The 24,826-nt window shown below is 72.4% G+C and carries 22 protein-coding genes and 1 riboswitch; of the genes, 14 read left to right on the forward strand and 8 right to left on the reverse strand.

Features of this window, described 5'->3' with window-relative positions:
• Window positions 1-178 precede the first annotated feature (178 nt).
• On the forward strand, window positions 179-3,532 hold the full coding sequence (locus ACFWNV_RS28300) for a hypothetical protein (RefSeq protein WP_383952466.1): 3,354 nt from the start codon (window positions 179-181) through the stop codon (window positions 3,530-3,532).
• Window positions 3,533-3,730: 198 nt separating this feature from the next.
• Here the strand turns inward: ACFWNV_RS28300 and ACFWNV_RS28305 are convergent, their stop codons facing one another.
• Entirely contained in the window at window positions 3,731-4,348 is a 618-nt protein-coding gene (locus ACFWNV_RS28305) for a hypothetical protein (RefSeq protein WP_383952468.1), read from the reverse strand.
• Window positions 4,349-4,533: 185 nt separating this feature from the next.
• Between ACFWNV_RS28305 and ACFWNV_RS28310 the strand changes: the two genes are divergently transcribed.
• From ACFWNV_RS28310 to ACFWNV_RS28325, 4 genes are all read left to right on the forward strand, one after another.
• Window positions 4,534-5,181, forward strand: a complete 648-nt coding sequence (locus ACFWNV_RS28310; protein ID WP_383952470.1) for a class I SAM-dependent methyltransferase — start codon at window positions 4,534-4,536, stop codon at window positions 5,179-5,181.
• Between the two features lie 261 nt (window positions 5,182-5,442).
• Complete coding sequence (locus ACFWNV_RS28315; RefSeq protein WP_383952472.1) at window positions 5,443-6,474, forward strand: N-acetylmuramoyl-L-alanine amidase; 1,032 nt, start codon at window positions 5,443-5,445, stop codon at window positions 6,472-6,474.
• Between the two features lie 148 nt (window positions 6,475-6,622).
• Complete coding sequence (locus ACFWNV_RS28320; RefSeq protein WP_383952474.1) at window positions 6,623-7,426, forward strand: hypothetical protein; 804 nt, start codon at window positions 6,623-6,625, stop codon at window positions 7,424-7,426.
• A gap of 103 nt (window positions 7,427-7,529) precedes the next feature.
• Window positions 7,530-8,540 carry an LLM class F420-dependent oxidoreductase gene (locus ACFWNV_RS28325; protein WP_383952476.1) on the forward strand — a complete coding sequence of 337 codons (1,011 nt, stop codon included), beginning with the start codon at window positions 7,530-7,532 and terminating at the stop codon, window positions 8,538-8,540.
• On the opposite strand, the gene ACFWNV_RS28330 is transcribed toward ACFWNV_RS28325, so the two are convergent.
• Window positions 8,537-8,965, reverse strand: coding sequence for a hypothetical protein (locus ACFWNV_RS28330; RefSeq protein WP_383952478.1), 429 nt, complete (start codon window positions 8,963-8,965; stop codon window positions 8,537-8,539). The two genes, ACFWNV_RS28325 and ACFWNV_RS28330, sit on opposite strands and share 4 nt — an antisense overlap.
• A 92-nt stretch (window positions 8,966-9,057) precedes the next feature.
• A complete protein-coding gene (locus tag ACFWNV_RS28335; RefSeq protein ID WP_383952519.1) occupies window positions 9,058-9,555 on the reverse strand; it encodes a hypothetical protein in 498 nt (165 codons plus the stop codon).
• Between the two features lie 273 nt (window positions 9,556-9,828).
• Between ACFWNV_RS28335 and ACFWNV_RS28340 the strand changes: the two genes are divergently transcribed.
• The 4 genes from ACFWNV_RS28340 (at window position 9,829) to ACFWNV_RS28355 (ending at window position 13,823) form a co-directional block, all read left to right on the forward strand.
• A complete protein-coding gene (locus ACFWNV_RS28340) occupies window positions 9,829-10,131 on the forward strand; it encodes a hypothetical protein (RefSeq protein WP_383952480.1) in 303 nt (100 codons plus the stop codon).
• Between the two features lie 243 nt (window positions 10,132-10,374).
• Window positions 10,375-10,572 carry a hypothetical protein gene (locus ACFWNV_RS28345; protein ID WP_383952482.1) on the forward strand — a complete coding sequence of 66 codons (198 nt, stop codon included), beginning with the start codon at window positions 10,375-10,377 and terminating at the stop codon, window positions 10,570-10,572.
• Window positions 10,573-10,722: 150 nt separating this feature from the next.
• Entirely contained in the window at window positions 10,723-12,060 is a 1,338-nt protein-coding gene (locus ACFWNV_RS28350) for a hypothetical protein (protein ID WP_383952484.1), read from the forward strand.
• Between the two features lie 74 nt (window positions 12,061-12,134).
• Window positions 12,135-13,823 carry a hypothetical protein gene (locus ACFWNV_RS28355; RefSeq protein ID WP_383952486.1) on the forward strand — a complete coding sequence of 563 codons (1,689 nt, stop codon included), beginning with the start codon at window positions 12,135-12,137 and terminating at the stop codon, window positions 13,821-13,823.
• 65 nt (window positions 13,824-13,888) lie between these two features.
• On the opposite strand, the gene ACFWNV_RS28360 is transcribed toward ACFWNV_RS28355, so the two are convergent.
• From ACFWNV_RS28360 to ACFWNV_RS28370, 3 genes are all read right to left on the reverse strand, one after another.
• Window positions 13,889-14,977: a prenyltransferase gene (locus tag ACFWNV_RS28360; RefSeq protein WP_383952488.1), complete on the reverse strand. Its 1,089-nt coding sequence runs from the start codon at window positions 14,975-14,977 to the stop codon at window positions 13,889-13,891.
• Complete coding sequence (locus ACFWNV_RS28365; protein ID WP_383952490.1) at window positions 14,974-15,744, reverse strand: class I SAM-dependent methyltransferase; 771 nt, start codon at window positions 15,742-15,744, stop codon at window positions 14,974-14,976. The genes ACFWNV_RS28360 and ACFWNV_RS28365 overlap by 4 nt, the downstream gene beginning before the upstream one ends.
• Before the next feature lie 61 nt (window positions 15,745-15,805).
• A complete protein-coding gene (locus ACFWNV_RS28370) occupies window positions 15,806-17,188 on the reverse strand; it encodes a glycosyltransferase family 4 protein (protein ID WP_383952492.1) in 1,383 nt (460 codons plus the stop codon).
• A gap of 261 nt (window positions 17,189-17,449) precedes the next feature.
• Here ACFWNV_RS28370 and ACFWNV_RS28375 point away from each other — a divergent pair, with 261 nt between their 5' ends.
• Window positions 17,450-18,118, forward strand: coding sequence for a TetR family transcriptional regulator (locus ACFWNV_RS28375; RefSeq protein WP_383952494.1), 669 nt, complete (start codon window positions 17,450-17,452; stop codon window positions 18,116-18,118).
• A 192-nt stretch (window positions 18,119-18,310) separates the two neighbouring features.
• Here ACFWNV_RS28375 and ACFWNV_RS28380 read toward each other — a convergent pair whose 3' ends face one another.
• Window positions 18,311-18,544, reverse strand: coding sequence for a ferredoxin (locus tag ACFWNV_RS28380; RefSeq protein ID WP_383952496.1), 234 nt, complete (start codon window positions 18,542-18,544; stop codon window positions 18,311-18,313).
• Window positions 18,544-20,022, reverse strand: a complete 1,479-nt coding sequence (locus ACFWNV_RS28385; RefSeq protein ID WP_383952498.1) for an aldehyde dehydrogenase — start codon at window positions 20,020-20,022, stop codon at window positions 18,544-18,546. Before ACFWNV_RS28385 ends, ACFWNV_RS28380 begins: the two co-directional genes overlap by 1 nt.
• Window positions 20,023-20,223: 201 nt before the next feature.
• Between ACFWNV_RS28385 and ACFWNV_RS28390 the strand changes: the two genes are divergently transcribed.
• The 4 genes from ACFWNV_RS28390 (at window position 20,224) to ACFWNV_RS28405 (ending at window position 24,825) form a co-directional block, all read left to right on the forward strand.
• Entirely contained in the window at window positions 20,224-21,288 is a 1,065-nt protein-coding gene (locus ACFWNV_RS28390; RefSeq protein WP_383952500.1) for an MBL fold metallo-hydrolase, read from the forward strand.
• Between the two features lie 79 nt (window positions 21,289-21,367).
• Window positions 21,368-21,448, forward strand: a riboswitch (cobalamin riboswitch).
• A 142-nt stretch (window positions 21,449-21,590) separates the two neighbouring features.
• Window positions 21,591-22,847, forward strand: coding sequence for a prenyltransferase/squalene oxidase repeat-containing protein (locus ACFWNV_RS28395; protein WP_383952501.1), 1,257 nt, complete (start codon window positions 21,591-21,593; stop codon window positions 22,845-22,847).
• Window positions 22,847-23,533 (forward strand): SCO2322 family protein, encoded by a 687-nt coding sequence (locus ACFWNV_RS28400; protein ID WP_383952503.1) that lies wholly within the window; start codon window positions 22,847-22,849, stop codon window positions 23,531-23,533. Before ACFWNV_RS28395 ends, ACFWNV_RS28400 begins: the two co-directional genes overlap by 1 nt.
• On the forward strand, window positions 23,530-24,825 hold the full coding sequence (locus ACFWNV_RS28405) for an energy-coupling factor transporter transmembrane protein EcfT (protein WP_383952505.1): 1,296 nt from the start codon (window positions 23,530-23,532) through the stop codon (window positions 24,823-24,825). The genes ACFWNV_RS28400 and ACFWNV_RS28405 overlap by 4 nt, the downstream gene beginning before the upstream one ends.
• Window position 24,826: the final 1 nt, after the last annotated feature.

The following is a 24,826-nucleotide window of genomic DNA, read 5'->3' on the forward strand; positions in this document are numbered from 1 at the left end:
TACCCCCTCGCCTCCGCACACCATCCGGCGGCCCGGGTTCCTAATTCCCTTCGCAACCCGGGCCGCTCGGAGCCGACTTCCATCACACCGCTAGTACAGAGGAAATTCAGTCGTGTTTGAAAGTTCCCCGCAACGGCATCGGGCCCGTCGGTCCGGCCGGGGGTTCGTCGCTCTCGCCGTGACCGCCGGTCTCGGTCTCACGGGTCTGTCCGTGGTCGATCCCCTGGTCGCCGAGGCCAGCCCGATATCGGAACGCGAGGCTTCCGCGGCCGAGCGGACCGCCCTCGGCCGGGCCCAGTCCACCGGCAAGCCGGTGGAGGTGGAGGGCACCGGGTCGGAGACGGAGCAGGTGTTCGCCAATCCGTCCGGCACCTTCACCGTCGAACAGCACGCGCTGCCCGTCCGGGTCCGCAAGGACAAGGGCTGGGCGCCGGTGGACACCACGCTGCGCGTCCAGGCGGACGGTACGGTCGCCCCGGTGGCCGTACCGCAGCCGATGAGCTTCTCCGGCGGGGGCAAGTCCCCGGCCGTCCGGCTCGGTGCGGGATCCGAGCGGATGACGCTGACCTGGCCGACCGCGCTGCCGGTTCCGGAACTGTCCGGAGAGACGGCGACCTACCGCGACGTGCTGCCCGACGTGGACCTGAAGATCCGCGCCGAGGTGAGCGGTGTCGCCCAGGTCCTGGTGGTCAACACCCCTGAAGCGGCCAGGAATCCGGCGCTGCGGACGCTGCGGCTGGGGCTGGACTCCTCGGGCATGGCCGTGAAGAGGTCGACCGGCGGCGAGCTGCGGGTCACCGACAAGAAGGGCCAAGAGGTCTTCTACGCGCCCGAGCCGCGCATGTGGGACTCCTCCGACCCGGCCGCCCCGGCCGCCGCGCGCGCCAAGGAAGCACCGGCCGCCGGTGCGACGGCCGAGCGCAGCAAGCAGGCGGCGCCGAAGGCCCGGGCCGGGCACTCCGAGGAGGCGCCCAAGGCGTTCGCCCCGGACGACAGCGCCCGCCACGCCGTCATGGCGACCAAGGTGACCGGCTCCGCGCTGGAGATCACCCCGGACGCCAAGATGCTGGACGCACCGAAGACCCAGTACCCGGTCTACATCGACCCGTGGTTCTCCGGCGGGCGCACCAAGTGGGTCCGGGTGGACAAGCGGTACCCGACGACCTCGTTCTACAACAAGGACGAGACCGACTCGGCCGGCCGCAAGAACATCATGCGCGTCGGCTACGAGAGCGACACCGGCGGCCTCAGCCGCGGCCTGTGGTCGATGAGCACCGGCGCCCTCGCCGGAAAGACGGTCATCAAATCCTCCTTCCGCATCGACCTCCAGTGGTCCTGGTCATGCACGAAGAAGCCGGTCGAGCTCTGGAACACCGGCAGCATCAACTCCGGCACCACCTGGAACAAGCAGCCCAACTGGGATCAGCACCTGGGCACCCTGAACGAGGCCAAGGGCTGGGGCACCGCCTGCCCCGGCGGCGGCATCGAGTGGGACATCACCTCCTTCGTCCGGGACAAGGTCGCCGCGTACGGCTGGGGCGAGACCACCTTCGGCCTGAAGGCGAGCAACGAGTCGGATTCGTTCGGGTGGAAGAAGTTCAACAACAACCCCGCCTTCAGCACCGAGTACGCGAGCCCGCCCAACCTGCCCGCCGAGCTCGGCATGGTCCCCAACGTCGGGTGCAGCGCCGAGCCGCCGGTCATCGGTGACACCGACGTGCAGCTCAACGCCCGCATCGGCAGCCCTGACGGGGGCAACCTGAAGGCCCACTTCATCATGTGGCCCACCGGTGGCAGCGGGAACGTCGTCGACCAGCAGGTCGACGTGTCCAACGGGGCCGTCGCCCGGATCGCGGTGCCGAAGAGCACGATGAACAACGGCACCACCTACTCCTGGCAGGTCCGCTCGGTGGCCGGTACCGCCACCTCCGCCTGGCACCCCAACCCGCCGTGCCGGTTCAAGGTCGACCGGACCGCCCCCAAGTCCCCGCAGGTCTCGTACGACGCCGAACGCTACGAGCTGACCTTCAAGCCGGGCGACGGCAAGAAGGTCACGGCCTACCGCTACGGCATCGATCAGGACCAGCCCGTCCAGCGCACTGCCGCCGCCCCCGACGGCACCCTGACCGTCCCCTTCACCGGCGGCCCGCTCCCCCTGGAACTGCGGCACTTCGCGAAGGCCTACGCCGTCGACGAGGCGGGCAACGAATCGCCCGTGGGCCGCGTCGACTTCCGCTACTTCGGCGACCCGGGCACCGGCCCGTACGAGTTCCTGCCGCGCATCGAGGCGGAGAACCTCCTCCCGGCGCAGGAGGCCACGGCCGGCATCCGCGCACAGACCTCCGACTGCTGCGGGGTCAGCTGGTCGGGCGGCAAGCAGGTGCTGTTCGGCGGGACCAAGGCGGGTGACCGCTACACCCTGGCCCTGGACGTCCCGACGGCCGGTGTGTACCGGATGAGCCTGGCCGAGACCACGGCCAAGGACTACGGCACGGTCTCGTACAGCGTCAACGGCAAGAAGATCGGCGTGGACCGGGACCAGTACAGCCCGGCGGTCGCGACCCGCACCAGCGTCCAGGGCCTCGCCCCGCTGAACGCGGGCCGCAACACCCTCACGGTCACCGTGACCGGGAAGAACGCGGCGTCCCTGGGCCACCAGTCGGGCCTGGACTCCATCGACCTGGTCCCGGCCCCCCTCCAGGAGGCCGAGGAGCTGCTCCCCGCGACCGCGGCGAGCGCGCCGGTGGTCCCCCAGGGCAACCTGAACGGCACCTGGTTCGCGGGCGGCGGGAACGTCCGCTTCGACGCCGCCAAGGCGGGTGACACCTTCACCCTGAACGTCGAGGTGGCCGAGGACGGGCTGTACGCCCTCGGAACCCAGCAGACCGCCGCGCGCGACTACGGCATCCTCCAGCTCACCCTGGACGGCGAACCGATCGGGCAGCCCTTCGACGGCTACCACCCCGTGGTGGAGACCCGCCCGGTCGACCTGGGCCTGCAGTACCTGACCAAGGGAACCCACGCGCTGGCCTTCACGGTCACCGGCAAGAACGAGGCCTCGGCCGGCCACAAGGCCGGGGTGGACCAGGTCAAGGTGGTTCCCCTCACGGGCACGTACGAGGCCGAGCTCTTCGCCAGCGCCTCCACCCGCGAGCTGGGCCGGCAGGGCCAGTGGGGCGGCATCGCCTGGTCCGGCGGCCAGCAGTCCGTCATGTCCAACGTGACGGCCGGCGACCGGATGCACTACACCTTCGCGGCACCGGGTGACGGTTCGTACGCCATGAACCTGGCGATGACCCGGGCGAAGGACTACGCGGGCGTCACCTTCGAGATCGACGGGAAGCCGGTCGGCGGCTACTTCGACGGCTACGGACCGCACGTGTACTCGACCGGCGTGAACCTCGGCCGGGTCGACCTGACGGAGGGACTGCACACGCTCACGGTGATCGTCAAGGACACCAAGCCGCAGACGCCGTACCACGTGGTCGGTGTGGACGCGATCCACATCTACAACGACGGCGCGACCGGGTAGACCCCCACCGCCCCGTCCCGGAGCCCCGGCCCTCCCCGTCCACCCAGGACGGGAAGGGCCGGGGCTCCGCCGTTCCGGTGCCACGTCCTACCGGCCGCGCGCGGACCTGCGCCGCGCCCTGCGCGAACGCCGCCGGAGCGGCGGGACGGGGACCGGCACCCTCTCCCGCCTCTTCGGCCGCTGACCGCGGGAGGGGCGTCAGGAGGCCGCCGGGTCGGTGGGGCTCAGGAGGAACTCCGTCGCCCGGGCGATGGCTTCGGGGTACGTGGGGTGTACGGCTTCCGATTCCTCGGTGCGTCCGTCGGCGGTGACGGCGGTGTACCACCAGGCATCGGAGTCGGAGTCGTGGTGGATGACGGCGGTGCCGCCCGCGTAGCGCAGCGGGATGGACTCGCCGACGGGCCGCTTCGCCACCGCGTGGGGCCACTTGAGGCGGGCGGACTGACGCTTGATGCCGCCCCAGGCGGCGCCCAGCTGCGTGTAGGTCGCTCCGCTGCGGCCGGCGACGGTCGCGGCGCTCTCCGCCATCCGGTCGACGGACCGCTTGGCTTCGTACAGCGCCCGCAGCAGTGCCAGTTGGACGTCCGGCGCGGCCATGAGGGCGGCGTCGAAGGGCCGCCCCTCGGCCCGGTAGGCCTGCGCGCGGGTCGAGATGCGCTGGGCCAGCGGCCGGACCGCGTCGAGCACCTGGTCGTCCATGGCGAAGGCCTCGTCCTCGGCGGGCTCGCTCCAGGCGGGCTCCACCAGGGTCATGACGGCGGCCCAGAAGTCCTCGTCGTTCCGGTCGGGGGTCGGGATCGCTACCGAATCGCTCATGCGACATGTTTACCTGTCAGAGGAGGTTACGACAAGTAAAACTGTCACTCATCGCGGTCGATCGGCGGGCCGTCCGACCCGGGCATGGCGTCCTACCAGCGGGTAAGGCAGCATGGGCCGCCGACGCGTGCAGCCGTGCGTCGTACGCCTCATGACGCCCACCCCGCCCCCGCAGGAGGAACACCATGGCCAGCCCCAAGCCGGAGACCCTCGCCGCCTTCGAGGCCGCCAAGGGGTTCATGCCCGTGGGAGAAGGACTCGCGCTGTACGAGGCGGCCGCCGCCGCGGCGCGGCTCGGGCTGCCGCTGCTGGAGGTCGGGACCTACTGCGGGCGCTCCACGATCCTGCTCGCCGACGCCGCCCGCGAAGCGGGGGTGAGCGTGCTCACCGTGGACCACCACCGGGGCAGCGAGGAGCAGCAGCCCGGCTGGGAGTACCACGACCCGAGCGTCGTGGACCCGGAGATCGGGCTGATGGACACCCTGCCCACCTTCCGCCGGACCCTGCACAAGGCCGGCCTGGAGGACCACGTCATCGCGATCGTCGGCCGCTCCCCGCAGGTCGCCGCGGCCTGGGGCGGCAAGCTCGGACTGGTCTTCATCGACGGCGGCCACACCGACGAGCACGCCACCGGCGACTACGAGGGCTGGGCCCCGCACGTAGCCGAGGGCGGCACGCTGGTGATCCACGACGTGTTCCCCGACCCGGCCGACGGCGGCCAGGCCCCGTACCGCATCTACGTCCGCGCCCTGGCCTCAGGCACCTTCGAGGAGACCTCCGCGACCAACTCCCTCCGCGTCCTGCGCCGCACGAGCACGGGCACGGACATCTGACCCGACCCGCACTCGGCTCCGCCGGCCCAATCCAGCCCCGCCGGCCAAATCCAGCCCCGCCGGCGTTTGAGGCGCGGGGGTCCGGGGGCAGCGCCCCCGGCAACGGCGCCGCACCCGTGCCCGGCGCCCGGCGGCCCGGGTCCCGGCGGCACGCCACCCAGCGGGTCGGCCCCCACAGGTCAGCGGAGCATATAAGCGCACCGCGCCCCCGTATGGCCCACGGTCCGTACACCCGACCGACCTCCGGTCTAGCATCGCCGGGTGCGCTACGACGAAAGCTCCCCGCCGTCCCCCGAGTCCGCGAGCTCCATCAGCCCGGACCGGCCCTGGTACGCCCGCCGGTCGACCCTGGTCGTCGCGGCGGCCGCGATCGCTCCGGCCTGCCTGGCCGGGTGGGTCCTGACCGAGGTGCTGGGCGGGGGTGCGAGCGACGACTCGCGGCCGCCGCGGATCGTGATGCCGCTCTCGGCATCGGCGGCGCTGCCTTCCGCGTCGGCGTCCGGCGGCCCGTCCGGCAGTCCGTCCGCGAGCCCGGCCGGGAGCCCCGCCGGGGGTCCCGCCGCGGCTCCGGCCCCCGGCGCGAGCCCCGGGGGCACCGCCCCCGCCGCGGCGAACGCCCTCGCCGGCCGCACCGTGGTCATCGACCCCGGGCACAACACGGGCAACTTCCAGCACACCACCGAGATCAACCGCCAGGTGGACATCGGCAGCAACCGCAAGGAGTGCGACACCACCGGCACGACCACCAACTCGGGCTACATGGAAGCCGAGTTCAGCATGGACGTGTCGAAGCGCCTGCGCGCCGTCCTGGAGGCCAAGGGCCTCAAGGTGGTCCTCACCCACGAGGCCGGCAAGGCGCGCCCCTTCGGCCCGTGCATCGACGAGCGCGCCCGCATCGGCAACGAGGCCGCCGCCGACGCCGTGGTCTCCGTCCACGCGGACGGGGTCTCGGCCGGCAGCCGCGGTTTCCACGTCATCCTCCCGGCCAAGGTCAAGGGCGGCGGCGCCGACACCGCGAAGATCATCGAGCCGTCCCGGCAGCTCGGCGAGCGGATCGCCGGGAACTTCGCCCGGACCACCGGTTCCGCCCCCGCGAACTACCTCGGCAGCGGCACCGGATTGGTCGTCCGCGACGATCTGGGCGGACTGAACCTCTCGACCCGCCCCAAGGTGTTCATCGAATGCGGCAACATGCGTGATGCCAAGGACGCGGCGCAGCTGTCGAGTCCGGAGTGGCGGCAGAAAGCAGCCCAGGGCATCGCGGACGGCATCGTCGGCTTCCTCGGCGGGTAGGGCCACCAGGACCGTCCTTCCGGACGGCCCGCAGCCCCGATCCTCTCGGCCGCGGCGAAGCTCCGTACCATGGTGCCGCCCGCCCCCTGCGTCACGGCGGGCGCCCACGGCACCACGAGACGACGAGACCGAGAAGGACACCTGAGACGTGAACATCCGATCCCTCACTCGAGGCGACGGCGTGGTGATCGGAGCAGCGGCGTTGCTGTTCATCGCCTCGTTCCTCGATTTCTATTCCGTGACCAACGTCGACACAGAGAGCGCGTGGGACACCGACTCGTACGGCCTGGTGCTGCCGAGCATCTTCCTGATCGCGTTCGTCGCCGTCGGCCTGCTCGTCGCCGGGCGCCTGCAGCCCGCCGGACGCCAGCTGCTGGGCCTGCCGTTCCAGGCCTGGGGCACGGTGCTCTCCGTCGCGGCGGCCTGGTCCGCGCTGTGGGGGCTGATCGTCTGCCCGACGGGCAATGACCTCGGCGCGGGCGCCGTCATCGCCTTCCTCGCCACCGCGGCGCTGGCCGGCGTGAACCTCTTCGGCCCGAAGATCCCTGCGCTCGCCGCGCAGCTCGTGCCGGATCCGAAGCCGGCCACCGCCGCCGTCCCGCCGTACGGGCAGCAGCAGCCGGGCGCCGGGTACGGGTACCCGGGCGGCCAGGAGCCGCAGCCGTACGGGGCCGCCCCGCAGCCGGTCCCGCCCTACGGCGGCCAGGAGCAGCCCCAGCCCCCGCAGGACCAGGCCCCGGCTCCGGCGGCGGACTTCACGCCGTTCTGGTTCGCCGTTCCGGTGGCCCGGCCGCTCTTCGCCGAGGACGGCAGCCCGGCCCCGATCGCGGAGCTCGCGCCCGGCACCTGGTACCTGGCCGTGGAGCAGCGCGGTCCGGCGACCCTGATCGCCCAGACCCAGGACGGCCGCCGCGGCGTCCTGAACGACACCTCGGGCATCCAGCGGGGCTGACCCCGCGCACACGCCTCATCGACGGCCCCCCGCCCTTCCGGGTGGGGGGCCGTTGCCCTACAGTCACCTGACGCATCGTCAGATTCGTGGAGGGGACCGTCACATGCGCCTCGGACTCGCACTCGGCTACTGGGGCCGCGGCCCCAATCCGGACCACCTCGACCTCGCCGCCGAAGCCGAGAACCTCGGCTACGACTCCGTCTGGACCTCCGAGGCCTGGGGCTCGGACGCCTTCACCCCGCTCACCTGGATCGCCGCGCACACCTCGCGCATCCGCCTGGGCACCGCCATCGTGCAGATGGCCGCCCGCACCCCGACCGCCACCGCCATGCACGCCCTGACCCTGGACCACCTGTCCGGTGGCCGCATGATGCTCGGCCTCGGCCTGTCCGGGCCGCAGGTGGTCGAAGGCTGGTACGGGCGCCCCTTCCCCTCCAGCCCCCTGACGGCGACCCGGGAGTACGTGGACGTCATCCGCCAGGTGCTGCGCCGCGAGGCACCGGTCGCCCTCGACGGCCGCTTCTACAGCCACCCCTACCAAGGCGCGGACGGCACCGGAATCGGCAAGCCGCTCAAGCCCATCACCCACCCGCTGCGGGCCGACCTGCCGGTCCTGCTCGGCGCCGAGGGCCCGAAGAACATCGCCCAGACCACCCGCATCGCGGACGGCTGGCTCCCCCTCTACTGGTCACCGACCCGCACGGACGTCTACCAGGCCTCGCTGTCCGAACTCCCCGAAGGCTTCATGATCGCCCCGATGGCCCGGGCGAAGGTCTGCGACGACGTCGCGGAGGGACTCCTGCCGGTGAAGGCGATGCTGGGCTTCTACATCGGCGGGATGGGGCACGCGGCCCGCAACTTCCACGCCGACCTCATGGGGCGGATGGGCTACGAGGAGGAGGCGCAGCGGATCCAGGAGCTGTTCCTGGCCGGGCGCAAGGAAGAGGCCGTCATGGCCGTCCCGGACGCCTTCGCGGACGAGATCTCCCTGGTCGGACCGCGGGAGCGGATCGCCGAACGGCTGGAGCTGTGGCGCAAGGGCCCGGTGACCGACCTGCTCCTGACCGCCCCCGACCCGCACACCCTGCGGGTCCTGGCGGAGCTGAACAGCTAGGACGTCTCCGAGGTGGATTCCGGATCCGCCTGGGGCACCGCGGTGAGCAGTTCCCGCAGGTCCAGCGGCATCACGGCGATCTCCATGGCGGCGCCCGCGCCGTCGCCGCCGCCGTCCCCCTCGAAGGTGACGGTCACGATCCGGGAGCCCGGGTTGATGGAGATGCCCTCCTTCACGGAGGGCACCCGTACGCCGGTGGCCCGGCCGCCGGTCAGGACCACGGGCTCGCCCCGGCCGGGGACCCAGCGGGCCGCGCCCTGGTCGGCGTACACCCGGCCGCTGCGCCAGCGGCCGCTGCCCGCGGGCCGGCGGGCCATGCACGGGATCCCGGGCACGGGCGCGCCGGCCTGGCGGCGGCGGTGCTTGCGGCGCATCAGCCAGCCGGTTCCGGCGGCGGCTCCGGCGAAGAACACGTACTCGATCACCCACCCATTCAAACAGGTGAACAGACGGAACGGGCCGGACCGGAATCTCCCGGTCCGGCCCGTTCCCCCTGTTCACGGGTGAGCGGCGGTACTCAGCCGGTCAGCTGCCCCGCGCTCGGGATCTTGTCGGTCACCGGGGCGCCGGCGCTCTTGCCGGCCTCCTTGACGCTGTTGATGACGTCCTCGAAGGCACCGATGTCGGAGTCCCCGGCCTGGCCCTTGCGCAGCTTGGAACCGAGTCCCTTGAGGGAGTCGATGCCCGCCGTCAGCGGGCCCACGGCCTTCGACAGCAGCGGGTCGCCCTTGGCGTTCTCACTGGCCGCCTTCAGCCGGTTGTAGGCGAAGGCGCCCGCGAGGCCCGCCTTGACCAGGGCGAAGGTGCGGCCCTTGGCGCCCTTCTTGAACTTGCCGGCCTTGTACGGCTTGACGATCCACTGGTACGTGGCTCCGGCCGCGAGTCCGGCGTTGGCGACGAAGCGGGTCTTGGCGAACTTCTGCTTCTCTTCCGGGCTGGTGGCCGAGGGAGAGGCGGCGGCGGCTTCCGCGTCCTCGGCGGAAGCGGCCGCGTCGGCCTCCGCGAACGCGGCCATGGCCACCGAAACCTCGTCGGCCTGACCGGCGGCGGCCTTGTCGCCCCCGCCCGAACCGCAGGCGGTGGCACCGCCGAGCAGGGCGCAGGACAGGAGCACCGCCGTGAGGGTACGGCGAAAGCGAACGGCTGTGGTGGGTAGGGACACGGGTCTCCTCCGGGGACTGAGGCGTCCCCCGCAGCCTCACCCCGGGCACCCGACTCCGCCACCCGGGGGGCCCGTTCGGGTCTACCCGGTGGGTTTATCCGGCCGGGGAACGGCCACAAGCGCGACATGCCCACACACACGCGAGCACACACCAGAGGAAGCAGCCAGGCGGGCCGCGCCGTCGCGGTCGTGGCGGACGTCATGGCCTTCATCATCGGCCTGTGGATCCTGCTGTTCCTGCTGGACGCCAACCAGGGGAACGGCCTGGTCGACTTCATCCACGACGCGGCGAGCTGGCTGGCCGGCTGGTCGTACGACCTCTTCACCTTCAACCGCGACTGGGTCCAGGTGGTGGTCGGCTACGGCATCGCCGCCGTCGCCTACCTGGTCATCGGCCACGCCATCGCGGGCCGCCTCTACCGCCGCTGAACCACCCCCTTCCCCCCTCACCCCTCGCTGTCCCCCTCTTCTCTCCCCCCTCACCCCACGAACTCCCCGCTCGCCCTCCGTAGGCCGGTGGGCGAGCGGCGGCATGTCGGGGGCAGGTCGACGGCAGCCGTGGGCCTCTTCCGAAAATTCCGGCGCGCGAGGGCAACCATCCGTGCCCGCCGCGGGTCGTACGGGCGAGAGTTGATCAGGTTGATCAGTTGGACTTCGCCCGGGGGGGCTCCTTTGAAGAAGTACACGGCGCCGGAGGCGATCTCCGCAGCCCACTCCGCGCCCCACCCGGCGACAGTGCCCGCCGCCCCGGCCGCCCCCGCAGCGGCTCCGGTGACGACTCCCCGGGGGGAGCCCGCCGGCATCTTCCTGTTCGCCTTCTCCACCGGGGGACGCCCGCACCGCCGCGAGGACTACGCCCCCATCCGCTGACCCACTCCACGCACCGGCGGACGCGGGGCGGGCGAGGCCGGTACGGGGGTCCCGCCATGCCCGCCCACGAACAACGACAGCACAGGACACCGGACGGGGCTGCCCCGGTCCGGCTCCTCGGGACACCATGAGACAGGAGGACATCCGTCGATGTCCGCCAGTACAACTCGTACGACAACGGCCCTGGTTGCCGCATTCGGCATCGCCGCGACGATGGTCGCCGCCGCACCGGGCAGCCTCGCCGCACCGGCCGCCAACGCCTGTGACGTGGTGGCCGTGACCGATCTCGCGGACGCCGCCCGGGTCCAGGTCGACGCCTTCGGCGCCCTGAACAACCTCCAGGTCGACGTCCGTGCGCCGGGGACCACGAAGGTGCTGGCCACCGCGGGGGGCTTCGAGTCCGCGGCAAGGCCCGACTTCGGCGTGCGCCACCGCTCCGCCGCGCTGCCGGCACTCGCCTCGCTCGGCCGGTACGCCCTCGACGTCCGGTACACCAATGCCGCGGGCAAGGCCGTCCGCTGCGCGGACAGCGGCGAGCTGCGCTACCTGCCGCACCCCGTGGTCACCCTGGACCAGGCGACCGCACCGGTCTCCTTGGAAAAGCCGACGGCGACGGTCACCGGCAAGCTGACCCTGCGCGATCCCCGCACCCGCGCGGAGACCCCGCTCAAGGGCCGCACGGTGGAGATCAACTTCGTAGGCCGGCTCGGCGCGCGCATACCGCAGCCGGTCCTTGTCGGGAGCGACGGCAGGTTCTCCACCTCCTACACCTACACCACGCAGAACACCGGCATGGGCGTGACGGCGCATGCCGACGGCGCCGCCCCGGTCACGGCGGAACTTCCCGTCGAAAAGCGCAAGGTCGTCATAGCCCTGGACACCCCGTCCTCGGTGTCCCCGGGATACGAGAGCCGCTTCCGCATCTCGGGCAAGGTCTTCTACCGGGGCGGGGACGGCGCACTGCACCCCCTCCCCCTCACCGACCTCACGACCGACGGGGACACCTGCGAAGGCTGGGAGAACCACGGTCCGACGTGCGGAAAGCTCCTGTGGCAGGACGGCGGACGCAGCTTCGTCTGGGACCGGTACACCCAGCACGGGGACACCGTGCTGGGGGTGACCCACAGTCCCGGGGCACTGCTCGACGGTGTCACCCGTGCCTCCGTCACCGTGAAGGTCGACCGGACCGTGGCCCTCTGGGGCCTGAACGCGGCCAAGGACCCGAAGGGCCGTCTGACCATCCGGGGCAGTATGCGCCTCGGCTACGGCACGAACACGGAGCAGGACGTGTACCGCATCCAGCACTCGGCTGACGGCAAGACCGGCTGGAAGACGTACCGGAGCACCCACCTCCCGCGCACGGGGCGGATCCTTTGCACGCTGGAGCCGGGCACCTTCCCCGCAGACGGCACCTGGCGCATCCACTTCGAGGGCGCCAAGGGACTCGAACCCGTCACGAGCCCCACCTTCACCGTGGGGACCCCGTGATTCCTGGTCAGCCGCCGGCGGCCACACCCTTCTTGAACCATCGGCACATGCACATGCAGTCTCCTGGAGGATCGTTGAAGAAGGTGATGACGTCGCTCGGCATCGCCCTGGCCGTCACCGCGGCCGCGTCCGGCCTCGGCTTCGGGTCGGTGGCGCAGGCCGATGACGCCGACTACCCGCCGAACGTCTACGTGGTCCAGTCCGGCGGCGACATCCGCATTCGACTCACCAGCGATCGGCCACCCGCAGGGAAGACGGTGGTCCGGGTCCGGCCCAAGGACGGCGACAAGGTCGTGGCAGAGGTCGGCGGGTTCGGCGACTGGACGTGCGTGACCGAGCTCGACGACGACTGCAGCCTGCTCAGCACCGAATCCGGCCCGCTCGTCCTCAAGGACATGGGCATGTACCTCGTCAACGTCGTCCTCAACAAGGGGAGTGCGGAAGAGAAGGAGTACCCGGCAGAGGGACCGGCCTTCCCCTACGCGCTCAACCCCCGGTTCACCTCCCTGGTGTCCAGCACTCCGGTGCTCTCCTACGAGCACCGCAGCGGCAAGGCCTCCGGCACCCTGGTGGCCGAGCACCCCCGCACCCACGAGGTGAAGCCGCTCGCGGACGCGCCGGTGCACCTGTTCCGCGGGAGCTACTGGGGCAACAATTTGATTGAGTCCCTGACCACCGACGGTGCGGGCCGCTTCGCCGCTCTCTTCCAGTACGAGGCTGGTGAGTCGAAGCCCGGCCTCCAGGTCACCCTCGCCACGGATTCGGGCCCGTACCACATCCTGGCCGAGCGGAAACTGGAACTCGGCTTGCGCGCAACACCCGTCAAGTTCACCGTCCGGCAGCCCGCCGGGGGGATCGTCGGGCGTTACGGCAGCAAGGTGTCCGTCCGGGGAACCATGACCTGGACCGCCGCCGACGGCACCGTCCGTCCGCTGGAGGGTGCGGGTGTGGGCGTGTCCACCGAGGGATGCCCCGAGGACCAGGCGTGCTGGGCCTCCCGGGCCAGTGACGCCGCCGGTGGTTTCGACGTGCCCTACCCCGTCACGCAGGACGGATACGCGCGCGCGGAGCTGTACCCGTGGTGGAACAACGGGTGGTTCACCGGTGACCTCTCCAGCCGCCTGTCCGTGGACGCCACGCACACCACCGCCTTCTCCCCGTTGAGCGTGAGCGCGGACAAGGACCGGACGATCACCGTCGGCGGCCGGCTGGCCGTCCAGCAGGGGTCCGCGCCCGCAGGGGCCAAGGCCAAGGTCGACGTGCAGCTCTCCGCGGACGGGAAGACGGGGTGGAAGACGGTGAAGTCCTTCACCACCGCCTTCGGGACGGACTTCAGCCAGCAGGTGAAGCACACGGCCGCACAGGACGGCCACTCCGTCCGCCTGCGCTACGCCGGCACCGCCGACATCGGCCCCGCCGCCCCGGTGGTCCGGCTCACCCGCAAAACGACGCAGATAGTCCGCGACAACCTGGCCCCCGAGGACGTCCGCGCCGGGACCAAGATCACCGCCAGCGGATACCTCCAGGCGAAGTCCGGTACCGCCTGGCTGCCGGTCGCCGGCCAGAAGGTCCGCGTCTACTTCAAGGCCGATGCGCCCGGCTCCGCCTGGACCTACCAGGGTGCCGCGACGACCGCCGCCAACGGCTCGTTCAGCACCAAGGTCACCGCCCGCAGTGACGGCGCCTGGCAGATCCGCTACCTCGACGCCACCGCGCCGTACTACGTAGCCATCGGCCGCGAGGACCACGTCAACGTGGTGTAGAGCAGGTCGTGAGACGGGAGTGGGCACGGGCTGAGCCCGTGCCCACTCCCGTTGCGCATCAACCGTCAGCCACAGCAGTCCGGTTCCAGCCCACCCGGCAGCGTCAGCCCGCCGAAGACCGTGCCGGTGGCCTCGTCGCCGCCCAGGGCGGCCACCGCGAGGAGCAGCGAGCCCGCCGTCCAGGTGGTCTGCTCCACGGGCCAGACCGTCCGGTCGTCGAAGACGTACCCGGTCCAGTACATGCCATTGTCGGCCCGCAGGTGGCCGATCGAGCGCAGGATCTCCAGGGCCCGGTCGGACTCCCCCGTCGCCCACAGCGCGAGCGCCAGTTCGCAGGACTCGCCGCCGGTCACCCACGGGTTCGGCAGCACGCACCGTACGCCGAGGTCCGGTACGACGAACTCCTCCCAGCGCTCCTCGATCCGGGCCTTCGCCCCGGCGCCGGTCAGTGCCCCGCCGAGGACCGGGTAGTACCAGTCCATGGAGTAGCGGGACTTGTCGAGGAACCGCTCCGGGTGCCGGCGTATCGCGTGCCCGAGGGCGCCCGCGGCCAGTTCCCAGTCGGGCTGCGGATCGCCCCGGTACTCGGCGATGGCCAGCGCGCAGCGCAGCGCCTGGTGGATGGAGGAGGACCCGGTGAGCAGGGCGTCCGTGACGGCCTCGCCGGACGGTTCGCGCTTCCAGCCGATCTCGCCGCCGGGCTGCTGGAGCCGCAGCACGAACTCGACGGCCGCGTACACGGCGGGCCACATCCGTTCGAGGAAGGCCTCGTCCCCGGTGGACAGGTGGTGGTGCCAGACGCCGACGGCGAGGTAGGCGGTGAAGTTGGTCTCGCGGCTCGCGTCCTGCGGCTCGCGGGTGTCGACCCCGTCCTCGCGGTCGGCGTAGGCCGCGTACCAGGAGCCGTCGTCGTTCTGGTGGCGCACCAGCCAGTCGTAGGCCCGCTCGGCGGCCTCGTGCTCGCCGGCCGCGTCGAGGGCCATCGCGGCCTCGGTGTGGTCCCACGGGTCGAGGTGGTGCCCGCGGAACCACGGTATGGCCCCGTCGGCGCGCTGCGCGGCGAGGATCCCGGCGACGGTGGCGGCGGCCTGATCGGCCGTCAGCACGCCGTCCAGGACCAGGTGTTCGGGTGCGGTGCGCCCGGGAGAGCTCACTGTGCGGCGCCCACGGCCGCGGGCTCCGCCGCGGCACCGGCCGCGGCCACGGGGAGGTGCGGCTTGGTGGCGTAGGCGACGAAGCTCTTGCCGATGACCGGGTTCAGGGCCTGCTCCGCGAGCCGGGTCAGCGCGGGCTTCTTCATGATGTCCCAGACCAGGAGCTTGTGGTACGCCTTGACGGGCAGTGCCTTGTCGTTGTCGACGCCGAAGGCGCACTTGAGCCACCAGTACGGCGAGTGCAGGCCGTGCGCGTGGTGGGTGCCGTACGGCTTGAGGCCCGCGGACTCCATCTTGCCGAGCAGCTCCTCCGCCTTGTAGATGCGGATGTGGCCGCCCTCGACCTCGTGGTAGGCGTCGGACAGCGCCCAGCAGATCTTCTCGGGGCCGTAGCGCGGCACGGTGATGGCGATGCGTCCGCCGGGCTTCAGGACGCGGACCATCTCGGCGAGGACGCCCTTGTCGTCGGGGATGTGCTCCATCACCTCGGAGATGATGACGACGTCGAAGGACTCGTCGGGGAAGGGCAGCGCGAGGGCGTCGCCCTCCATCGCGGTGGCGGTGGCGCCGGCCGGGGCCTCGCCGGCCTCCTTCATCGCGGCGAACCACTTGGCGACCTCGCGGATCTCCTCGCCGTTGCGGTCGAGGGCGACCACCTGGGCGCCGCGCCGGTAGCACTCGAAGGCGTGCCGGCCTGCGCCGCAGCCCAGATCGAGTACGCGGTCGCCTGCGGCGAGCGGGAACCGGGAGAAATCGACGGTCAGCACGTGGTCCTGCCTTCGCGGTCGCGGGGGTGGGAAGGGAACTGCATCGGACGGAAGGGTGAGGTTACCGGGCGGTACGGACCTTCGGGGCCCCGGCCTTCGCCGCCCGGGACTGGGGAGCCGCCGCGGCTGCCCGCTCGATGGCGGTCCGGTAGTGGACGACGGTGCCCTCGGCGGCCTTGGCCCAGGTGAAGCGGGACAGCACCCGCTCGCGGCCGGCGGCGCCGAGCCGGGTGCGCAGTTCGGGGTCGCCCAGCAGCCGTCCCAGCGCGGCGGCCAGCGCGCCCGCGTCGCCGGGCGGCACGGCGAGACAGCTCTCGCCGTCGGGTCCGGTGACTTCGGGGATCGCGCCGCCGGTGGTGGCGACCAGCGGGGTGCCGGTGGCCATGGCCTCGGCCGCCGGGAGGGAGAAACCCTCGTACAGGGAGGGCACGCAGGCGATCTGGGCGCTGCGGACGAGGTCGACGAGTTCGGTGTCGGTGATGCCCTTGACGAAGCGGACGGCGTCCTGGAGTCCGTACGTCTCGATCGCCCGGGCCACCGGGCCCCGTTCGGCGCGCTTGCCGACGACGACGAGGTGGGCGTCGGGCTGTTCGGTACGGAGCTTCGCGAGCGCCTCGACGAGGTGCACGAGCCCCTTGAGCGGGACGTCGGCGCTGGAGGTGGTCACGATCCGCCCGGGCACCTCGGCCACGGAGGCGTCGGGCGACCAGAGGTCAGTGTCGGCGCCGATGTGGACGACGTGGATGCGCTCGTCCCGCACGCCGAGGTGCTCGGCGATCTCCTTCTTGGAGGAGCCGGAGACGGTGAGCACGGAGGCCAGCCGCCGGGCGACGCGGCCCTGCATGCGCGTGAACCCGTACCAGCGGCGCACCGAGGCGCGCTTCCTGCGGTCCTTGGCGGCGGCCAGGTCCAGCTTGCGGTCGACGGTGATGGGGTGGTGGATGGTGGTGACCAGCGGGGCACCGAGGTCCGCCAACAGCCCGTACCCCAGGGTCTGGTTGTCGTGGATGACGTCGAACTCGCCCGCGCGCGCGGCCAGGTGCCTGCGCGCCCGCAGCGAGAAGGTCAGCGGTTCGGGAAAGCCGCCGGTCCACATGGTGGCGACCTCGACGGCGTCGATCCAGTCGCGGTACTCGTCGCGCCCCGGGGTGCGGAACGGGTCGGGGCTGCGGTACAGGTCCAGGCTGGGCAGCTCGGTGAGGGTGGCTCCGGCGCCGGTGAGGGCGTCGGTGTCCAGCACCGGGTAGGGCTGCGCGCCGATGACCTCGACGGAGTGGCCCAGCTTGACGAGCTCGCGCGCGAGGTGGCGGACGTAGACGCCCTGGCCACCGCAGAACGGGTTCCCCTTATAGGTGAGGAGTGCGATCCGCAACGGGCGGCCGTCGGCGGCGGCGGACCCCGTCGGAAGGCTCGTAGGGCTCGTCACCATGGCCTCTGCGGTCACTCTCGGCCCCCTTCTCCCTGCACTTTCGCCGGAGCGTAACCGCTCGGATAATGTAGAACAAGTTTCAGACTTGATCCGTTGAAGAGCATTGAATCTACCGGCCGGAAACCACACCGTAAGAGGGGTGGCGGGTGATTCGCGCCACGGATCGGGCGCCTGCCATGCTGGGCGCGCGACGGCCCGGGGCAACTCCCGCGGCCGTCCCCCGGCACAGACATGAACGCCTTGGAACTGCAACGCCTCGGAACCGGAACGGGACAGATGACAGCGGAAGCGAAGGCCGTGACCCCAGCCGTCACCACACCGGCGTCTCCGCCCCTGACGGAGCGCCAGGAGGCACGCCGCAGGCGGATCCTGCACGCCAGCGCCCAGCTGGCCAGCCGGGGCGGCTTCGACGCGGTGCAGATGCGGGAGGTGGCGGAGTCCTCCAGCGTGGCCCTGGGCACCCTCTACCGGTACTTCCCCTCCAAGGTGCACCTGCTCGTCGCCACCATGCAGGACCAGCTCCAGCACATGCACGGAACCCTGCGCAAGCGTCCGCCGGCCGGGGAGGAGCCCGCGGCCCGGGTCGCGGAGACCCTGATGCGCGCCTTCCGCGCCCTCCAGCGGGAGCCGCACCTCGCGGACGCGATGGTCCGGGCCCTCACCTTCGCGGACCGCAGCGTGAGCCCCGAGGTGGACACGGTCTCCCGCCTGACGACGGCGATCATCCTGGACGCGATGGGCCTGGACGCCCCGCCGACGGCGGAACAGCTCTCCGCGGTCCGGGTGATCGAGCACACCTGGCACTCGGCCCTGATCACCTGGCTCTCGGGCCGCGCCTCGATCGCCCAGGTCAAGATCGACATCGAAACGGTCTGCCGCCTGATCGACCTCACGGCCCCGGAACCCCCGGCGGCGGCGCCTGAGCCGCCCCCGAAAAAGTCCTGATCCCGCCGTAGCCGAACGGCGGGGCACCGGGCTGTCCGGCGACCCGCACCCGCAGTCCGGCGCCGACCACTTCCGGCCCCGCCGGCGTTTGGGGCGCAGGGGTCCGGGGGCTGCTCCCCGGCAGCGGCGCCGCGCACGGGAACGGGCCGGGGCCCAGTTTCCCGGCCCGGCCCCGGCCCCGCGACGGCCCCCTCAGTCCTCCGGAGGGAATACCGCCTCGCCGCTGCCCAGCAGGGTGATCGCGATCGCTTCGACCGGGCAGCCTTCCGCCGCGGTCAGGACCGGCTCGTTCGCGTCCGTTTCCGCCGCCCGTGGGTGCGACTGCCGCGCCGAGTCGAGGGCGAAGCCCTCAGGCGCGTGGTTCACGCACATGCCCGAGCCGATGCAGACCCCGCGGTCCACTTCGACGTGCCAGCGGTCGCCCATCAGGCACCGGCCGCGGGGGGTACGTACCCTGCCGGGAGGTGGATCATCTTGTGCTCCAGGTACTCGCTCAGCCCCTCGGGGCCGAACTCCCGCCCGACGCCGCTGTTCTTGTAGCCGCCGAACGGCCCGAGCATGTCCAGGCTGAAGGTGTTCACGTTGAAGGTGCCGGTCCGCACCTGCCGCGCGAAGTCGATGCCGTGCTCCACGTCGCCGGTCCAGACGCTGCCGCTGAGCCCGAACTCCGAGTCGTTGGCGACCCGTACCGCCTCCGCCTCGTCCCTGTAGGGGATCAGGCAGACGACCGGGCCGAAGATCTCCTCGCGGGCGATCCGCATCGAGTTGTCGACGTCTCCGAAGAGGGTCGGCTCCACGTACCAGCCCTGGTCCAGGTCGGAGTTGCCCGGGCGGCCGCCGCCGGACAGGATCTTGGCGCCCTCCTCCTGGCCGATCCGGATGAAGTCGAGCGAGCGCTGCTGCTGCCGCCGGGCCACCAGCGGGCCGAGCTGCGTCGCGGGGTCCATCGGGTCGCCGACGACCAGCGCGGAGGCCGCGGCGGCGAGGGCCTCGGCGATCTCCTCGTAGCGGCTGCGCGGGGCGAGGACGCGGGTCTGGGCCACGCAGGCCTGGCCGTTGTTCATCCAGGCCGCGGGCACGATGCCGGCGATGGCGGTGTCGAGGTCGGCGTCCGGGAGGATGACGGCCGCGGACTTGCCGCCGAGTTCGAGGGTCACGCGGGTGAGGTTCTTCGAGGCGACTTCCATGACCCGCCGGCCGGCGGGGACGGAGCCGGTGAAGGCGACCTTGTCCACGTCCGGGTGGCCGACGAGGTACTCGCTGACCTCGCGGTCGGCGGGCAGGATCGACAGCACGCCCTCGGGCAGCCCGGCCTCGCGGGCGATGTCGGCGAGGATGTAGGAGTCGAGGACCGCCTCGGGGGACGGCTTGAGGATCACCGTGCAGCCGGTGAGCAGCGCGGGCGCGAGCTTGGCGGCGGCCACGAACTGCGGGACGTTCCACGGGATGACGGCGGCGACGACGCCGACGGCCTCGCGGCGTACGAGGATCGGGCCGAGGGCGCCCTGGCGGAACTCCTCGTACGGGTAGTTGCGGGCCACGGTGATCGCGGCGTCGTAGACCATCATCGGCCCGAGGGCCTGGGCCATGATGCTCCAGGAGTACGGGGAGCCGTTCTGGGAGCTGATCGAGGCGGCGATCTCCTCGTAGCGGGCGCCTATCGCGTCCTTGATCCTGGTGACCACCGCGATCCGCTCTTCGAGCGTGGTGCGCGGCCAGGGGCCCTCGTCGAAGGCCTTGCGGGCCACGGCGACGGCCCGGTCGACGTCCGCCTTCGAGGCGTGCGGGACGCTGCCGATGACCTGCCCGGTGTGGGGCGAGACGACCTTGATCGTGTCGGAGCCCAGCGGATCCGTCCACTCACCGCCGATGAACAGTTTTCCGTGTTCCACGAGCTCGGTCATGGCTGATGCCTCCTGCGGCTTGGCGTTGCAGAACTGATACCAGTTCTAGTTCTAGGAGTCCACGGAGCTGACCGAACCGCCCGTGCATCGGTTCACCGGGCGCCCCGAAGATCCAACGACTAGTCAGGAGCCCGCAAAAATGGTCGACTTGGGCGACTATTGCAACACGTTCCTGTTGGAGCCGTAAGAGCGGAGCCCCTCATGGCAGAGGACACCCCGGACGTGGCACCTCACGTCACCGACCACGGCGGCGGCGTGTGGGGCATCAAGGTCCCCATCCCCGACAACCCGCTCGGCCACACCCTCGTCCACGTCCTCGACACCGACCGCGGTCCGGTCCTCATCGACACCGGCTGGGACGACCCCGCCTCCTGGGACACCCTGGTCGCCGGCCTCGGCGCCCTCTCCATCCCCGTCGCCGACGTGCACGGCGTGGTCATCACCCACCACCACCCCGACCACCACGGCCTGTCCGGCCAGGTCCGCGAGGCCTCCGGCGCCTGGATCGCCATGCACGCCGCCGACACCGAGGTCGTCGTACGGACCCGCTCCTCCGAACCGGGCGTCTGGTTCGACTACATGGCCGAGAAGCTGGCCACCGCCGGAGCCCCCGAGGAGCACATCGCCCCGCTGCGCGCCGCCCGCGCGAGCGGCCGCATGCGCACCCTGCCCGGGCTGCACGCCGCCGTCCCCGACCGGGAGATCGTGCCCGCCGAGCTGCTGCCGCTGGCCGGCCGCCGCCTGCGGGCCGTCTGGACCCCCGGGCACACCCCCGGCCACGTCTGCCTCCACCTGGAGGAGAAGCATCCGGCGAACCTCCCCGGCAACGGCCGCCTCTTCTCCGGGGACCACCTGCTGCCCGGGATCTCCCCGCACATCGGCCTGTACGAGGACCCCTCCTCGGAGCAGGTCACCGATCCCCTCGGCGACTACCTCGACTCCCTCGAACGCATCGGCCGCCTCCAGCCGGCCGAGGTGCTCCCGGCCCACCAGCACGCCTTCACCGACGCGCCGGGCCGCGTACGGGAGCTCCTGGACCACCACGAGGAGCGGCTCGCGGGGCTGCGCGAGCTGCTCGCCGCCGAGCCGCTGACCCCGTGGGCGCTGGCGGAGCGGATGGAGTGGAACCGGCCCTGGGAGCAGATCCCGTACGGCTCCCGCAACATCGCCGTCTCCGAAGCGGAAGCCCACCTGCGGCGCCTGGTGAAGCAGGGCCGCGCGGAGGCGGTACCGGGCAGCGACCCCGTGACGTACCGCGCCGTGTAAGGGGTGCGGGTGGGCGGCGCCACCCGGCCCCGGGGCTACGGGCCGGTAGAGTATGGGCGTCGTCCACACTTCCGTACGGGGGGAAGCCGGTGCGAATCCGGCGCTGACCCGCAACCGTGACCCACCCCGGCAGCTTCGGGGGCGGGGAGCCGGATTGCCCCGTTCCGGAGGTGCGCGGCTCGTGCCGCCGGGTCCTCCGGCGGCCGGCACCGTCGAGGTAAACGGAGCCGGAGCCCGGTACCAGCCTCCATCGCTGTGCTGCCTGCCTCCGGTTCCCCAGCACGAGAGGCACCCGCCCCGCCATGAACGTCCGCCGCAGCGCCGCCACGCTCGCCGTCTCCGCCGTGCTCTGCGTGGGCGCGGCCCCCGCGGCCCTCGCCGATGTCGCCACGCCGTCCCCGGCGCCCGTCGTCCCCTCCGGGCTCTTCGGGAAGAACGACCCGACGTACGACGGGGTGTGGCGGCAGTCGTTCGCGCTGCTCGCCCAGCACGCGGTCGGCGAGAAGCCCGCGCAGGCGGCCGTGGACTGGCTCGTCGGCCAGCAGTGCGCCGACGGCGGCTTCGCCTCCTTCCGTGCGGACACGGCGGCCGCGTGCGATGCGAAGACGATGCTCGACACGAACGCCACCGCGGTGGCCGTGCAGGCGCTGAAGGCGCTCGGCGGCCAGGACGCGGTGGTGAAGAAGGGCGCGGACTGGCTGAAGTCCGTCCAGAACGCTGACGGCGGCTGGGCCTACGTCCCCGGCTCCCCGAGCGAGGCCAGCTCCACCTCCGTGGTGATCAGCGCGCTGGCCGCGGCGGGCGAGAAGCCGGCCGAGGTCAGGTCGAAGGCCGGCAAGTCCGCCTACGAGGGGCTGCTCGCCTTCCAGCTCGGCTGCTCGGCCGAGCCGGCCACCGACCGCGGTGCCTTCGCCTACCAGCCGACGGCCGACGGCAAGCTCCCCGCCAACGCCGACGCGACGGCCGCCGCCGTCCTGGCCGGCCTCGGCCGGGGTGCACTCGTCTCCCCTTCTTCCACGGACACCCCCGCGGCCCCGCTCGCCTGCCCGGCGACCGCCGGTGACCCGGCGGCGGCGGCCCAGGGCGCGGCCGGACACCTGGCGGAGGCCCTGAAGAAGGACGGCCACCTCACCGCCCTCACCCCGGGCGCCGACCAGCCGACCGCGGACACCGGCAACACCGCCGACGCGGTCATCGCCCTGGCCGCGGCCGGGCACAAGCAGTCCGCCGCGGGCGCCCTGGAGTGGCTGAAGACCAACTCCGCCGAGTGGTCCAAGGGCAACCCGGCCGGCCTCGGCACCCTGATCCTGGCCGCGCACGCGACCGGCACCGACCCGAAGGCCTTCGGCGGCACCGACCTGGTGGCGGCGCTGAACGCGACGGGCCCGGCCCCGCAGAGCGCCTCCGCGAACGCGTCGGAGCAGCCCGCGGACAAGAAGAAGGACGACGAGAAGGACTCCGGGGGCAGCAACGTCTGGTGGATGGTCCTCGCGGGCGCGGCGGCCGGCATGGGCATCGGCATCGTGCTGAGCGGCCGCCGGAAGAAGAACCAGCTCTGATGCGCCGCCGCCGCCGTCCGGCTCTGCCGGTCTTCATGCTCGGAATCGTCCTGACCCTGCTGGCCGCGTCCCCCGCCCTGGCTTCGACCTACCGTTACTGGTCGTTCTGGGACGGGGCGGGCGGCACCTGGGCGTACGCCACCCAGGGCCCCTCCTCGATGCGCCCGGCGGACGGCTCCGTGCAGGGCTTCCACTTCGTGGTGAGCAAGGACGCGGCCGACCAGGCCGCCCCGCCGCGGACGGCTCCGGACTTCGCGGCCATCTGCTCGGCCACCGCCCCGGTGACGGGCAAGAAGCGGATCGCGCTGGTCATCGACTTCGGCACGCCCGCCGAGGCGCAGGCGGGCGAGACCCCGCCGCAGGACGCCCCGCGGACGGCGTGCGCGCAGGTCGGCCCGGACGCCACGACGGCCGAGGCACTGGCGGAGGTGGCCAAGCCGCTGCGCTACAACAGCGCGGCGCTGCTGTGCGCCGTCTCGGGCTACCCGAAGCAGGGCTGCGGCGAACCCCTGGCGGACACGGCCGCCACCCCGGCGCCGGACAAGCCCGCCGACGCGTCCGCCGACCCGTCCGCCGGCTCAGACGGCGGCGGCGGCCCGTCGGCGGGCCTCTTCGCCGGCATCGCAGCGGTGGCCCTCCTGGCCGCAGCCGCCGTCTGGCAGTCCCGCCGCCGCCGCACCCGATGAGGGACCGCCCCACGGAACGGGCACGCCCGGACGGCGGGGCGGTCGCCGACGGCGGACAGTCACCGGCCGGGGCCGCCCGGCCGCAGGCCGGGCGCACCCCCCACGGCCCGGCAGCCGACGTCCCCACCCCGCCCAGCGCGGACGCCCCCGCCGGGGCGACCGGGAGCCCGCGCGGGGCGACGTACAAAAAATGGCGTGCCCCCGAGGCCACGCGTGGCAATGCCCTGCACGCGGGTGCCTGGTGGCTCTGGGCCCTCGGGCTCGCAACGGCCGCCTCCCGCACGACCAACCCGCTCCTCCTCGGCCTGATCGTCGGTGTCGCCGGGTACGTGGTCGCGGCCCGCCGGACGGACGCCCCCTGGGCGCGTTCCTACGGGGCGTTCGTCAAGCTCGGCCTCTTCGTCATCGGGCTGCGCCTCCTCTTCTCCATGCTCCTCGGCTCCCCCATCCCCGGCGTGCACACCCTCTTCACCCTCCCGGAGGTTCCGCTCCCGGCCTGGGCGCAGGGCATCCGGTTCGGTGGCCGGGTCACCGCCGAGCAGCTCGTCTTCGCCTTCTACGACGGTGCGAAGCTGGCCACGCTCCTCATCTGCGTGGGCGCCGCCAATGCCCTCGCGAACCCGGCGCGGCTGCTGAAGTCGCTGCCCGCGGCCCTGTACGAGGTGGGCGTCGCGGTGGTCGTCGCGATGACCTTCGCGCCGAACATGGTCGCGGACGTGGTCCGCCTCCGTACGGCCCGCCGCCTGCGCGGCCGCCCCACGGGCGGGGTCCGGGCCGTCCTCCAGATCGGCCTGCCGGTCCTGGAGGGCGCGCTCGAACGCTCGGTGGCCATCGCCGCCTCCATGGACGCCCGCGGCTACGGCCGCACGGCGCACGTCCCGGCCGCCGTCCGCCACACCACCAACGTGCTCACCCTCGGCGGGCTGCTCGGCATCTGCGCGGGTACGTACGGGCTGCTGGCGGCGGAGGGCGCCGGATACGGCCTCACCCTCCTCCTCATCTCCCTGCTCCTCGCCCTGGCCGGGCTGCGGCTCGGCGGCCGCCGCTCGATCCGGACCCGGTACCGGCCGGACCGCTGGGGCGTACGGGCCTGGCTGGTCGCCGGGTCGGGCGCGGCGGTGGCGGCCCTGCTGATCCGCTTCGCCTCCCTGGACCCGGAGGCCCTGCGACCCGGCGTGGTCCCCCTCGTCGTCCCCACCCTCCCCCTCTGGCCGGCGGCGGCCATCCTGATCGGCCTCCTCCCGGCCCTGGTGGCCCCCCTCCCTCCCCTCTCCCCCTCGAAGGAGGCGTAGG

Origin of the sequence: Streptomyces sp. NPDC058401 (assembly GCF_042722885.1) — a bacterium.
In the GTDB taxonomy this organism is placed as follows: domain Bacteria; phylum Actinomycetota; class Actinomycetes; order Streptomycetales; family Streptomycetaceae; genus Streptomyces.